The 14,021-nt window shown below is 32.3% G+C and carries 11 protein-coding genes; 4 read left to right on the top strand and 7 right to left on the bottom strand.

Annotated elements, in window-relative coordinates; genetic code table 11:
- Positions 1-3 precede the first annotated feature (3 nt).
- Positions 4-2,340: a transglycosylase domain-containing protein gene (locus B4L98_RS07815; protein WP_291046733.1), complete on the top strand. Its 2,337-nt coding sequence runs from the start codon at positions 4-6 to the stop codon at positions 2,338-2,340.
- A 54-nt stretch (positions 2,341-2,394) separates the two neighbouring features.
- On the opposite strand, the gene B4L98_RS07820 is transcribed toward B4L98_RS07815, so the two are convergent.
- Both B4L98_RS07820 and B4L98_RS07825 read right to left on the bottom strand, forming a co-directional pair.
- Positions 2,395-2,616, bottom strand: a complete 222-nt coding sequence (locus B4L98_RS07820; RefSeq protein WP_291046735.1) for a hypothetical protein — start codon at positions 2,614-2,616, stop codon at positions 2,395-2,397.
- A 12-nt stretch (positions 2,617-2,628) separates the two neighbouring features.
- Positions 2,629-3,153, bottom strand: a complete 525-nt coding sequence (locus B4L98_RS07825; RefSeq protein ID WP_291046737.1) for a GNAT family N-acetyltransferase — start codon at positions 3,151-3,153, stop codon at positions 2,629-2,631.
- Positions 3,154-3,247: 94 nt separating this feature from the next.
- On the opposite strand from B4L98_RS07825, the gene metG reads away from it, so the two are divergent.
- Positions 3,248-5,284, top strand: coding sequence for a methionine--tRNA ligase (gene metG / locus B4L98_RS07830; RefSeq protein WP_291077942.1), 2,037 nt, complete (start codon positions 3,248-3,250; stop codon positions 5,282-5,284).
- 132 nt (positions 5,285-5,416) lie between these two features.
- On the opposite strand, the gene B4L98_RS07835 is transcribed toward metG, so the two are convergent.
- From B4L98_RS07835 to B4L98_RS07855, 5 genes are all read right to left on the bottom strand, one after another.
- Positions 5,417-6,478 (bottom strand): alpha/beta fold hydrolase, encoded by a 1,062-nt coding sequence (locus B4L98_RS07835; protein ID WP_286495033.1) that lies wholly within the window; start codon positions 6,476-6,478, stop codon positions 5,417-5,419.
- Between the two features lie 103 nt (positions 6,479-6,581).
- Positions 6,582-7,553, bottom strand: coding sequence for an SPFH domain-containing protein (locus B4L98_RS07840; protein ID WP_291046741.1), 972 nt, complete (start codon positions 7,551-7,553; stop codon positions 6,582-6,584).
- A gap of 58 nt (positions 7,554-7,611) precedes the next feature.
- Positions 7,612-7,938, bottom strand: coding sequence for an iron-sulfur cluster assembly protein (locus tag B4L98_RS07845; protein ID WP_291046743.1), 327 nt, complete (start codon positions 7,936-7,938; stop codon positions 7,612-7,614).
- Positions 7,939-8,131: 193 nt separating this feature from the next.
- On the bottom strand, positions 8,132-9,298 hold the full coding sequence (locus tag B4L98_RS07850) for a hypothetical protein (RefSeq protein ID WP_180905500.1): 1,167 nt from the start codon (positions 9,296-9,298) through the stop codon (positions 8,132-8,134).
- Between the two features lie 36 nt (positions 9,299-9,334).
- Positions 9,335-12,154, bottom strand: a complete 2,820-nt coding sequence (locus B4L98_RS07855) for a TonB-dependent receptor domain-containing protein (RefSeq protein ID WP_291067853.1) — start codon at positions 12,152-12,154, stop codon at positions 9,335-9,337.
- Between the two features lie 148 nt (positions 12,155-12,302).
- Between B4L98_RS07855 and B4L98_RS07860 the strand changes: the two genes are divergently transcribed.
- Positions 12,303-12,983: a response regulator transcription factor gene (locus B4L98_RS07860; RefSeq protein WP_125348867.1), complete on the top strand. Its 681-nt coding sequence runs from the start codon at positions 12,303-12,305 to the stop codon at positions 12,981-12,983.
- 9 nt (positions 12,984-12,992) lie between these two features.
- A complete protein-coding gene (locus B4L98_RS07865; protein WP_038336818.1) occupies positions 12,993-14,021 on the top strand; it encodes a sensor histidine kinase in 1,029 nt (342 codons plus the stop codon).

The raw sequence follows: 14,021 nt of genomic DNA on the forward strand, positions 1-14,021 counted from the left end.
AGAATGGAAAACAATAAAAATTCTAAAACAAGCACAACTTCTAAAGCAAAAAAGAAGTTCAATAGCTTTTCATTAGCCAAAAAAATAATCGTTACCATTTGGGTACTGTTTTTTTGTGCCGTATTAGGAATTTTCGGAATCTTTTGGGCTACATCTAACGGATGGTTAGGTGAAATTCCCAATGTACGCGATTTAGAAAATCCTGATATTTATGTTTCATCAGAAATTATTTCTTCTGATGGTGTTTTGTTAGATCGTTTCGAAGCAGAACGCAGAACACCAGTCGATTACAAAGATTTACCTCCACATTTAGTTGACGCATTGTTAGCAAAAGAGGACGTTCGTTTCTTTGATCACTCAGGTGTAGACATAAAAGCAGCAGCTCGTGCAATTACTTCTGGAGGAGAATCTGGAGGTGGTTCTACAATTACACAGCAGTTAGCAAAACAATTGTACACAAAAGATCCTTCTTCTAATAAAGTAAAACGTGTTTTACAGAAATTAAAAGAATGGGTAACTTCTGTTCAGTTAGAAAAATTGTACACAAAAGAAGAAATTATTGCAATGTATTTCAATAAGTTCGACTTTATTTATAATGCAAAAGGAATTGAATCTGCTTCTAAAGTTTATTTCAACAAAACAACGAAAGAATTAAATTTAGATGAAGCTGCAACATTGGTTTCGATGTTTCAAAATCCTGTTGCGTATAATCCTGTAAAATATCCTGAAGTTTCTAAAAAGCAAAGAAATCTTGTCTTAAAGCAAATGATGAAATACAACAAAATTTCTCAAGCTGAAGGAGAAGCCGCGCAAAATGCGCCTTTGGTTACAGATAAACAAGATATTATGAAACATGATGAATCACATTCAGCATATTTCAAATCTGCTTTGAGAAAGGAAATTCAACAATGGATGGTTGATTATGAGAAAGAAACAGGAAAATCTTATAACCTTGAAAAAGATGGTTTAAAAATCTATGTAACGTTAGACTCAAGAATGCAAAATTTAGCTGAAGAAGCGGTTAAAAAACAATTAAAAGTTTTACAAGATCAATTCTTTGGAGAGCAACGTGGACGTAGTTTAGCACCATTTTATAATATTTCTGCTGCAAAAAGAACACAAATCTTTAAGCAAGCAATGGCTCGTACAGATTTATACAAAAAGATGAAAGCCGAAGGAAAATCTGAAGCTGAAATTGAAACTGTTTTCAATACACCTCGCGACTCTGTTCAGTTCTTTACATGGAACGGAATTCAGTACAAAAAAGGGAAAACATTGATGGATTCAATCGAATATCACAAACATATTTTACAAGCTGGTTTGATGTCAATGGATCCAAAAGATGGAACAATCAAAGCTTGGGTTGGAGGAATCGATTGGAATTATTTCAAATTTGACCACGTAAAACAAGCACGTCGTCAAGTAGGTTCTACGTTCAAACCGTTTGTTTATGCAACAGCTATTAACCAATTAGGATTAACACCTTGTCATACCGTTTCTAATGAGAGAATACCAGGAAAATGGTCTCCTCGAAATGCTAACGGTAAATATGGTGGATCTCAAGATTTAAGAACTGCATTAGCTTATTCAACAAATATTGTCGCTGCCCGTTTGATTATGCAAACAGGTGAAGAACCTGTAATTCAAATGGCTCGGGACCTTGGAGTTGAATCTCCTATCGTAAAAGATCCTACAATTGCATTAGGTTCTGCTGACTTATCTTTATATGAAATGGTTGGTGCGATGAGTGCTTTTGCTAATGGTGGTATTTACATTAAACCCCAATTAATCTTAAGAATAGAAGATAAACAAGGAAAAGTTATCAAAGATTATACACCTCAAACACGAGAAGTTGTTAATGAAAACGTAGCGTACACTATGATTGATTTGATGAAAGGTGTTATAGACAGAGGTTCTGGTGCGAGATTAAGAAATCGCTACGGAATGACTGCCGAAATTGCTGGTAAAACAGGTACAACAAACGAAAACTCTGATGGTTGGTTTATGGGATTAACACCAAATTTAGTTACTGGAGTTTGGGTTGGTGCAGAAGACCGATTTGCTCACTTTGCGAGTACAGCCACAGGGCAAGGAGCCAATACAGCTATGCCAATTTGGGCTTATTATATGCAAGGCGTTTACAAAGAAGGAGGTAAATTTGGGGTAACAGTTGGAGATAAATTTGACAAACCTAAAGACATTGAAAAACATTGGGATTGTTCGAATACATACGGATTCCATCAATATGATGAAATGTATGATCCAGGTCCAATTATCGAAGGAAGTGGTAGTGAAAGCGTAGGCGAAAACTATGAAATTCCTGATGAAGAAGGTCAATAATTAAATTGATATAAACAAAATAGCCACTCAAAATTGAGTGGCTATTTTTATTAGTTATAATTCCTCTTTTTCGTCTTCGTTATCAAACTGATTGTTGTACGCTTCACGCTCTTGTGCCAATTTCTTTTCGCGTTGTTTTTTCTTATAGTCTCGAATCGTCATATAGGTTAACAACACAACAAGCGCTGCAACTAAAAAATAATTAACATACGTAAATAAGTTCGTAATTGTATCAGTTACCACCTCATCTGGCGTTACAACAGCGTTTTCTTCCATAGGAAATATTTTTTATTGATAGAATTCTTTCGGATATTCTACCATTCCATTCACATTTTTTAGAGCTTCTTCAATCAACTCAATTGCCATGCAGTTCTCATCTGGAACATCAAAAGGTAACTGAATATCAAAATCAGATGCTTTTCTGTAACCAAATTTAGGATAATAAGTTGGATGACCTAATAAAATAACAGATTCAAAACCTAATTCTTTCGCTTTATTATGAGCAAATGCTATTAAATGACCACCAATTCCATTTCCTTGATAATTAGGTAAAACCGCTACAGGAGCAAGTGCTAAAGAATCGTAAGAAGAATCCGAATGATTAATTTTAATTTTTGTCAATAAAATATAACCAACAATCATCTCATTCATTTCAAATACCAAAGACAATTCAGGTACAAAACCATCAGAATCTCGTAATCGCTCTACTAAAAATTGTTCACGATGATCACTATATTCTTCATTTTCAAATGCCTTTTCAATCAATTTAAAAACTTGTTCATAATCTCTCTTCTCCTCTTTTCTAATATTCATTCCATCATAAATTAATTAACCTTATAAAATTAGAAAAAGGTTTTAACAAAACAAACAACAAATCGTATCTTTGTCGTTTATAGTTTTTAAGCAAATGAGTCAACCAAAAAGATATACAATTACAGCGGCTTTACCTTATGCTAACGGACCATTGCATATTGGTCACATGGCAGGTGTTTACGTTCCTTCTGATATTTATGCACGTTTTTTACGAAGAAAAGGAAAAGATGTAGCATTTATTGGAGGTTCTGATGAACATGGTATTCCAATTACAATTCGTGCCAAAAAAGAAGGCGTTACACCTCAAGACATTGTTGATCGTTACCACGAAAATATCAAAAATACATTGACAAATTTTGGTGTGACATTCGATATTTATTCTCGTACAACATCAGATAAACACAGAGAAGTTGCACAAGATTTCTTCAAAACGTTATATAACAACAACAAGTTTACAGAAGATGTTACGGAACAAATTTATGACGAAGATGCGCACGAATTTTTAGCAGATCGATACATTCGTGGTGAATGTCCGAAATGTGGAAACACAGATGCTTATGGAGATCAATGTGAAAAATGTGGATCAACATTAAGTCCAGAAGAATTGATTAACCCTCGTTCTGCTTTATCTGGAAATACACCAATCAGAAAAGAAACTAAAAACTGGTATTTGCCATTAGATCAGTACCAAGATTTCTTATCAAAATGGATTTTAGAAGGTCACAAAAATGATTGGAAATCGAGTGTTTATGGTCAAGTAAAATCTTGGTTAGACGATGGTTTGAAACCTCGTGCAATGACACGCGATTTGAACTGGGGAATTCCTGTTCCAGTAGAAGGTGCTGAAGGAAAAGTAATGTATGTTTGGTTCGATGCACCGATTGGTTACATTTCTTTCACGCAAGAATGGGCAGAGAAAAACGGTAAAAATTGGAAAGATTATTGGCAAAATGAAGAAACAAAATTGGTTCATTTCATCGGAAAGGACAATATCGTTTTCCACTGTATCATTTTCCCAACTATGATGAAAGCGCATGGCGATTACATTATGCCAGACAATGTTCCTGCAAACGAATTCTTGAATTTAGAAGATGATAAAATATCAACTTCTCGTAATTGGGCAGTTTGGGCACACGAATATTTAGAAGATTTTCCAAATCAACAAGATACATTACGTTATGTGTTAACGGCGAATATGCCTGAAAATAAAGACAATAACTTTACGTGGAAAGATTTCCAAACTAAAAATAATTCTGAATTAGTTGGAATTTTAGGAAACTTTATCAACCGCGTAATGGTTCTTTCTCACAAATATTACGAAGGAATTGTTCCTGCAAAAACAATTGAATTTGAAGAATTAACTGAAATCAAATATTTTGCAAAACGCATTGGTGATCATTTAGAGAAATATGAATTCCGTGCTGCATTGACAGAATATATGAATTTGGCTCGTCTTGGAAATCAATTTTTACAAGCGCAAGAACCTTGGAAAAAAGGTGATGATCCTGAAGCTGTGAAAGGAATTATGTACACTGCAACGCAAATTGCTGCTGCATTAGGACAATTGGGAGAACCATTTATTCCATTCGCTTCTGAGAAAATTTTGGCTATGATGAATGTAGAAAAAATGAGTTGGGACGATTTAGAATCAACTGACGAATTTGTAAAAGCTGGACATCAATTGGGACAGTCTGAATTAATTTTTGCAAAAATTGAGGACGAAGCAATCGAAGCACAAATCAATAAATTAAACGAAAGTAAAGTCAAAAATAATATGACAAATCCAAATGCAGAACCTCAAAAAGAATTGATTTCTTTTGATGATTTCCAAAAAATGGATATCCGTATCGGAACTATTTTAGAAGCGAAAAAAGTTGAAAAAGCAGACAAATTATTCGAACTAAAAGTTGATACAGGAATGGATGTTCGTACAATTGTTTCTGGTATTGCAGAACATTTTACATTAGAAGAAATCATTGGTAAACAAGCAATGGTTTTAGCAAATTTAGCGCCTCGTAAAATTCGTGGAATCGAATCGAACGGAATGTTATTATTCGCTGATAAAGTAGACGGAAAATTAACATTTGTAAATCCTGAAGAAGAAACGCCAAACGGCGTTCAAGTTGGATAGACTTAGATTTTAGATATAAGTATTGAGATATTAGAAAGCCACTTCATCGAAGTGGCTTTTATTTTTATTTTAGTTTAAATTCAGTTGCAATAACATATTGATGATTTAAATCGTTAATTGCCATTACGATATTTAGTTTTTCTTAATTATTTTATTAGATTGTAAAAAAGACTTTATATCATTTAAAACGTCTTTCGGTCTTTCATCTTTTACTCCATGCCATGTTTTTTCATAAACTTTGTGCGTAATATAAGCTTTATGTTCATTGGTTAGTTTTTCATTTTCAGCTTTAAAATCAAACCAATCTTGATCATTTATCGGATCAAAAATTAACATAGGTTTATCTAAATTTCTGTAAATAATTTTAGGATTTAATTGATGTGTTGAAGCTCCAAAAGCTGTTTTTGAAGTAAAAGGAGTATAAATAATTGAAATGTTTTCTTCAGCAGAATTTTCTCCTGTAAGCTCTTCAGCACCTGGATTTATTTCAAATTTGTTTTGATTATTCTTTTTAATTCTTGCATACAAAATGAAAATTTCTTTTTTAAGTTTTTCATCTTGTTTTCCTCTTACTCCCCAATTATTATAAATGTACCAATAAGCGTCAAATTCTGAATCGAAAATCAATGATTTTTTATTTGCATAATACTGATTTGCCTCTTCAATACTCTTGACAATATTAGCCACTTTTTCATTAAAATCCCAAGCAACTGAGCCACCATCTTCTAAAATCAATGCTTGTACAGATTTTGGATATGCATCATAAAATGCAGAACTTATTGTACCTCCTCTCGACCAACCACCAATAATAGCTTGTTTAATACTCTTTTTATCCATCAAGAATTTTATATCATCAACAACATGATAGATACTTACATCTTTTTTAGGAATCTCAGTAAAACCATGTCCATAATAATCTATTGCAATGACATGCAAATTCATTTTGACAAGATTATCAATAATTTCATAAAGTTCATAACTATTACTATAAGTTCCATGAATCCAAATAAGAGTAGGATTTTTAGGATTTCCCCACTCTAAATAATGCATTTTCACATTATCTGTCTGAATATAATGACCATATTGTTTTTCATATTTATCAAAATCAATTCTAAACTCATCATATAATTTTGATTGATTGATAGAATCCTGATTAATTGTTTTATTAGATTGTCCATATAACGAAAAAGTCATTAAAACGGTTACCAAAAACAAAAAATAACACTTATTTAAGTTTCTTTTTTTAGTGGATTTGACTTTCATATAATATTAAGAAAATACTTGATATAATGATCTTCTAAGGATGTTCTGGAAAAGTAAACGAATCTCCTGTATTTGGTTTATTTTTTCGTTGAGTTGGATTATCTTCTTTTGTTATTTGATGCTCATTCAGTTCATGTGCAGCTGTAAAGGAAGTAACCATTGTATTCAGCATTTCCGAGGCGGCAGTTGGTGAATTTGGTAACAAAACTAATTTGCTTCCAGATTTTTCTCCAATTGCTTGCAAGGTATCATAATGTTGCGTCACCACAATTAACGCAGAAGCTTCTTGCGACGTAATTCCTGCTCCATTCAAAACATCTACAGATTCCAATAAACCTTTTGCAATTTCGCGACGCTGATCTGCAATACCTTGTCCTTGCAAACGTTTTGACTCTGCTTCGGCTCTTGCTTTCTCAACAATCAAAATACGAGCTGCATCACCTTCATATTGTGCAGCTAATTTTTCTCGTTCGGCAGCATTAATACGATTCATCGCATGCTTTACTTGCTCATCTGGATCGATATCGGTTACCAATGTTTTGACAATTTCGTAACCATATGAATTCATTGCTTCTTGCAATTCACTTTTTACAGCAACCGCAATATCATCTTTCTTCTCGAAAACATCATCTAAACGAAGTTTTGGAACTTCAGCTCGAACAACGTCAAAAACGAAAGAAGTTATTTGTGTATAAGGATTATCTAATTTGTAAAATGCATCATAAACTTGAGTTTTGATGACTTGATATTGAACAGAAACTTTCAATCGAACAAATACATCATCTTTTGTTTTAGTTTCGACAACAACGTCTAATTGCTGAATTTTTAATGACATTTTTCCTGCAACTCTATCCACAATCGGAATTTTGAATTGTAATCCTGGATTACGAATGCTATTAAATTTTCCGAAACGCTCGATTACAACCGCCGTTTGTTGTTTTACTGTAAAGACGAATAAAAAAAGGAAAATAATTCCAAGAAAAACGATCACGCCTAAATATCCCATAAGTTTTAGTGTTTTGAATTTGTTGGATTAAGATACAAAAAAAATTAGGAATGTTAAGTTATAACATTCCTAATTCGAATTTTGCTTCTTCGCTCATCATATCTCTATCCCAAGGTGGATCGAACGTAATCTCTACGTAACATTTCGTTACATATTCTATCTCTTCTACGCGTTGTTCTACCTCTAATGGTAAACTTTCTGCAACTGGACAGTTTGGAGATGTAAGAGTCATGGTAACTTTTACTTCACCATCTGCATTTACTTGCGCATCATAAACTAATCCTAACTCGTATATATCTACTGGAATCTCTGGATCAAAAACGGTCTTGAATTTTTCAACCAATTTTTCTCCAATCGAATCTAATTGTTCTTCTGTTAATGCCATTGTTTCAATTCTTAATGGTACAAATGTACAAATACTTTATCTTACGTGGAATTTTTCTAAATAACTATTTTTAATGACTTAAAATAAAATAGTTATAATAGAAGAAAATCGCTTCTTTGGAGAGCCCAAAAAAGCGATTTACAAACACGAAGAACTTTTTTATAAGAAAAGTTTTTTCTTTATATGGATTTAATTATAGACCTACTGTCCATCCTTTTGCCCAAGTTGGTGTGTCTACACCATTTCCAGCTCCAGTATTGTTAGCTTTTGAATAGAATTTGGTTACATCCACAGCAGCACCTGCAGAAGTTTTTCCACTTGATTCTGTATTAACATTAATAAATTGAACATTTTTAACTAATAAATCTTTTGAAGTCCAACCTAAAGTAACATCATGCTCAATATCGATACCTTTTGCCCAGTTTGCTAAAACAAAATTTTCTAATTGTCCTTTTGTTCCTTGACGTAATTTAATCGCTTGATTTTCACCTTCTCCTACATAATCTTTACCTAAACCAATTAAAGTTACATTCTTAATAATTGGATTTGAGAATGGTGTTAAATTATTGTTACTATCATTATTATCAGCCTCTATACCTCTATTTCCTTTGTTACGACCTTCTTTTCCGTACCAATATTCGTTTGTACCAACCCAACCTTCTGTCCAGTCAAATTGATCATCTTCGTTTTCATTTGATACGATATATTTTGTATTAACAGTTCCTCCAAAGAACTCAATTCCGTCATCAGAACCAGCATATAATTGAACATATTCTATTTTAGTTCCGTTACCAACACCAAATAAAGAAAGTCCATTAAATTCTTTTTTGTTATTAAAAATTGCACCTGCATACTCGATACGAGTATATGTGATTGTACCAGAATTATCTGTTGCTACATCACCACCATATGTTAACTCAGAAACTTCTGCTGTTGCTGATTTTGCTTTGTTGATTGGTGCTTTACCACATAAAACAATCCCTCCCCAAGATCCTGGAGTTCCTTTTTCTGATGTAAATACAACAGGTTTAGAGGAAGTTCCGTTAGAGAATATTTGTCCTCCTTGTGCTACAGCTATGTATGATGAAGTACCTCCATTGGCAATAATTTTAGTTCCAGCAGGAATTGTAAGTGTTGCTCCTTCATTTACTTGTAAAGCTCCTGTTAGATAATATGTTTTAGATGCATCTAATGTAATTTTATCTCCACTTTTCAACTGACCTTTAAAATCAGCAGGATTCGCAACAAAGCCAGAAGGATTTGTTTCTTCTACTCCATTATCGTCGTTATTACTACAGCTTGTTAATGCTAATGTAGAAAATGCACCTACTAAAAATAGTTTTAAAATTGATTTTTTCATAATTAAATGTTTTATTTTGTTTGTTTTATTTTGTTTTTAAAATTGATAGTTAACAGATAAACCGAAGTTCATTCCTTTTTTATAACTTAATGTTTTTACATCTCCATTCAAATTCTCTTGTACACGGTCTATTGTAGGGTTTAATAAGTTTTTAGCAGAGAAATTGATTCCAATATTTTTATTCAATTTTGAACGTAAAATGAAATCTAATGTGCCAAATCCTTTATCTACTTGATTTCCTCTTGTTTCAGTTCCAAGCGCATAAATACGATCAGAGAAATAGTTGTAAGCCACAGTTGCCATTACACTTCCTCCACTTGTCCATTTCTTAGAATAAGATAAATCTGCATTCGTAATAAATTTAGAAGCTCCTGTAAATGCATCTTCTTTATTCGTAAAGTTGGTATTGATTCGTTGTCCATTGAACAAAGTTTCGTTATACACTTTCTCATTATCTAACTCTTGATTAGAATACATGTAAGCTCCGTTAAAACCAATTGTTAACTGCTCTGGATTCGATGTTTTGTTATCCAAGATTGCTTTTCTAACCTCTAGTTCTGCACCAATTGCATATCCCCAATCACCTGTATTTGCATAAGAAATATCATTAGATGATGAAGCAATTGTTGTTGTATTGATTGGATCTTGAATATATTTTCCGAAACCACCAAAAGAGATTACTTCTCCACTTTTCGGGAACCATTCCCATTTAATGTCTGCATTATAATTTGTCGAAGGGTACAACATTGGATTTCCACGGAAAGTTTCTGTTACATCTTCATAAACAAACATAGCAGTTTCTTTGAATTGAGGAAGTGTATATGTTTTAGATGTAGCGAAGCGTAAGTTTTGATTATCTGTTAATTTATAACGTAACATCAAACTTGGTAATAATTCGAATTGATCAAATGAGCGTTCTCCTTTAGATAAAGCTGTGTACCAATCAATACTTTGTTTAAGATATTCTGCACGAACCCCTAAAACAGCTGTTAATCGATCTGTAAAATTGTATTCTACTTCAACAAAACCAACTTGAATATCTTTTTGTCCATTATAAGTTTGAGCACGATAGTTTCCATTTCCATCCATATCAAATGTAGTAATGGTAAACAATTTATCTTCTCCAAAATTTGATTGATTAAATACTGCGTCTAAATTATTTGGATCAGCTTGAATACCACTTCTTGTAAACTTCATATTAAATTGATTTGCTTCAAAATCTCTTTCTTTATGTCTACCTTGGTAACCAACAGAGACTTTAGCTTTATAATCTTTCAAATCTCCTCCAAAAACACGGTTATATTCTAAATTTGCCGAAATTTCGTTCTCATTAAGATTTTGGTAATAACGGTTACTTAACGAAGCATCTTGAGTTGCTAAAAAATATTGACCTGTTTGTTTATCCAAACGCATCGTATTTTGCAAACGATCTGGCATATCTTGTTTCACAGTATTGTAAGAAATCCCCCAATGAAACTCAGATTTATCATCCAATCTATGATCTCCTAATAATTGATTCACAAAAACTTGATTTTTTTCGTAAGTTCCTCTACGTATAAATCCTTCATGATTATCATCATTTACTAAATCAATAACAAAACCTCTATACTCTTGTAAACTTTGAGAAGTATTGTTAATAAAAATACTATTTGCTCTTAATCGATTATTTGGATTAAAATCATAATACAAATTCACCATTCCTGTAGTATTCGTATTATAGCTATCTTTAGTATAGTTTTTAAAGTTATTAAAATATGCTCCTTCTGCATTTACAGAGGCCGCTAAACCTTTCTCGATACTTTGAGCTGAGTTATCAAAAGCAGCTGTTGCAAAGAATCCGAATTTTGCTCCGTTTTCAAACTTGTAACTTTTTCCTCCTTTTATATTGAAACCTCCCGCTACAGCAGATTTAGATTGCGGATTGAAACTATTTGTAAAATGATATCCTGTTGTTGCATTTGCTGGAATTTTCGTTTTTTGAAAACCAAACCAATTTGGTCCATCTTGCAAATTGAAGTTTTTATTGGTAATCGCGTTAGAATTCAAATTTAATCCTGTTCCGATTTCTAATAAACCATTTCCTTCATATAATTTTGATGAAATATCAATATTTGCTCCACCAAAATCAGCCATCATTCTTACATTGAATGTTTTGCTCAACGAAATATAATCAATAACGTCTGTTGGAAATAAATCCAATTTAATATTCTTGTTACTAGGATTTTCTGACGGAACTGGTAAACCATTCAATGAAGTATAATTATAACGGTCTCCTAATCCACGTACAAAAACATCTCCTGTACCTTCTTGTTTTGTAACACCAGCCATTTTCGCAACTGCCGAAGCCGCATCACTTACACCTTTACGATCCAATTCTGCTGCACCAATATTCTCTACCATTTTTACAGATTTTTTCTGAATATTAAGTAAAGAAGCTTCTCCAGATTTATCTTTTCTACCTGTTACAACAGCTGTAGATAAATCAATCTTTGTATCTTTTAAATCTTCTGGTTTCAAATACATATTTAATGTATTCGAATCTGATAAATTTTGAGAAACAGATTGATAACCGTCTACTTTAATATCCAGTTGATACGTATCATCTGGAACAGAAATTTCGTAGTGACCTTTATCGTCTGTTTTTGCTTGAATATTTAATCCTTCAACCACAAAAGTTTTTTCAGAAAGTGGTTGGTTTGTTTTTTGATCAAATAAAGTTCCTTCTAATTTAATATTAGTCTGTGCAAAAAGTGCTGCCGAACCTAATAATAAAAGTAAAGTTAAATTGCGTTTCATTGCGATTGTATAATTCGTGTTTGTTTGATGGCAAAGTTGCTGCAATCCAATGAAAAACATTTTTAGAAATTGTAAAGGTTTTGTTAGGTAATTGTTATGAAATTATCGTAACTTTAAATGAATGTTAAGAAATGTTTTTACCTAATTTCTCCTAAAATTTAAGCTTAATTTTACATCGACTAATTTTATTTAGTTATTACAAACAATTATGAAGAACATTAAAATTTTATTAGTTGACGACGAACCAGATATCTTAGAATTCATTGGTTACAACTTAAAAAAAGAAGGTTTTGAAGTAGAAACAGCTCAAAACGGATTAGAAGGTTTGAAACACGCCAAAATTTTTCGCCCAGATTTGATTCTATTAGATGTAATGATGCCACAAATGGACGGAATGGAAATGTGTGCAGAGTTGAGAAAATTAGATTCTTTTCAAGATACTTTGGTCGTTTTTCTTTCTGCTCGTGCCGAAGATTTTTCTCAATTAGCTGGCTATGATGCTGGTGCAAATGATTATATTTTAAAGCCTATCAAACCAAAAGTTTTAATTAGTAAACTAAATGCTTTATTGAAATTAAAACAACCTAACGAAGCGGCAAAAGACGAATTCATCAAATTGAATAATTTCGAGATTAACCGCGAAACCTATAAAGTAAATTACCAAGGACAAGACTTTTTGTTACCTCGAAAAGAATTTGAATTGATTGCTTTATTAGCTTCAAATCCAGAACGTGTTTTCAAACGTGAAGAAATTTTGGAGAAAGTTTGGGGAAATGAAGTTGTAGTTGGCGGACGTACAATTGACGTACATATGCGCAAATTACGCGAAAAATTTGGGAACGATCGTTTCTCTACAATCAAAGGAATTGGATACAAAATAAATGACTAAAAGCTCGTAATGGCTTCAACTTTCAAAGTTCAAAACATCTTTCTATTTGCCTTTCTCAGTACATTATTCTTGGCTTTAGGATTTGTTTTGTTCTCTTTTTTATGGTTTGGAAATATTGATTTTATTCTCCAAGAAAAACTATTTTTCATTAGTTTAATGCTTCTTTTATTGATTGGATTATCAATATTTTATTGGTTTTCTTTAAAAAATCAACGAAGAAAAGATTTTACTGAAATCTCGAAAAATATTCCACAATTTCAATCCAGCACAATGGATTTTGAAGAACTTTCTCAAAAAATTTCTACAATTACAGAAGATCAATCCAAAGAAATTGATGTTTTGAATGAGAGAGAAAATTACAGAAGAGATTTTCTTGGAAATATTTCACATGAATTAAAAACGCCTCTTTTTTCGGTTCAAGGTTATTTGTTAACGCTCATAGAAGGCGGAGTTGAAGATGAATCTATTCGCGATAAATACTTAAACCGAATCAATAAATCGGTTGATCGATTGATTTATTTGGTCAAAGATTTGGACATGATTGCAGAGCTTGAACGTGGACGAATCAATATCGAATTTTCAGTTTTCAACTTGACGGCGCTTGTACAAGACGTTATTGATTTATTAGAAATTAAAGCTGAAAAAAATAACATCAAAATTTCTCTAAATTATCCTATTCATCAACCAATAAAAGTTGTAGGTGATATTCAGAAAATTCAACAGGTTTTAATCAATTTGATCGTAAACGCCATCAATTATTCTAATCCAAATACAGAAATTGACATCGATTTTGAAGAATATGATGATAAAATTCAAATCTCAATAAAAGATCAAGGCGTTGGGATAAAACAAGAAGACATTGACCGAATTTTCGAACGTTTTTATCGAATTGATAAATCTCGAAATCGTAACAATGGTGGATCTGGATTAGGTTTGGCAATTGTAAAACATATTTTAGAAGCTCATAAACAGAAAATTTATGTGACAAGTAAAATAGGAAAAGGCTCTACTTTTTCGTTCTATTTACAGAAAGCTTAA

Source organism: Empedobacter sp. UBA5528 (assembly GCF_002426075.1).
Classification (GTDB): Bacteria; Bacteroidota; Bacteroidia; order Flavobacteriales; family Weeksellaceae; genus Empedobacter; species Empedobacter falsenii_B.

Coding starts and splice junctions, on each gene's coding strand:
- B4L98_RS07815 (WP_291046733.1), top strand. CDS start 4: ATGGAAAACAATAAAAATTCTAAAACAAGCACAACTTCTAAAGCAAAA.
- B4L98_RS07820 (WP_291046735.1), bottom strand. CDS start 2,616: ATGGAAGAAAACGCTGTTGTAACGCCAGATGAGGTGGTAACTGATACA.
- B4L98_RS07825 (WP_291046737.1), bottom strand. CDS start 3,153: ATGAATATTAGAAAAGAGGAGAAGAGAGATTATGAACAAGTTTTTAAA.
- metG (WP_291077942.1), top strand. CDS start 3,248: ATGAGTCAACCAAAAAGATATACAATTACAGCGGCTTTACCTTATGCT.
- B4L98_RS07835 (WP_286495033.1), bottom strand. CDS start 6,478: ATGACTTTTTCGTTATATGGACAATCTAATAAAACAATTAATCAGGAT.
- B4L98_RS07840 (WP_291046741.1), bottom strand. CDS start 7,553: ATGGGATATTTAGGCGTGATCGTTTTTCTTGGAATTATTTTCCTTTTT.
- B4L98_RS07845 (WP_291046743.1), bottom strand. CDS start 7,938: ATGGCATTAACAGAAGAACAATTAGATTCGATTGGAGAAAAATTGGTT.
- B4L98_RS07850 (WP_180905500.1), bottom strand. CDS start 9,298: ATGAAAAAATCAATTTTAAAACTATTTTTAGTAGGTGCATTTTCTACA.
- B4L98_RS07855 (WP_291067853.1), bottom strand. CDS start 12,154: ATGTTTTTCATTGGATTGCAGCAACTTTGCCATCAAACAAACACGAAT.
- B4L98_RS07860 (WP_125348867.1), top strand. CDS start 12,303: ATGAAGAACATTAAAATTTTATTAGTTGACGACGAACCAGATATCTTA.
- B4L98_RS07865 (WP_038336818.1), top strand. CDS start 12,993: ATGGCTTCAACTTTCAAAGTTCAAAACATCTTTCTATTTGCCTTTCTC.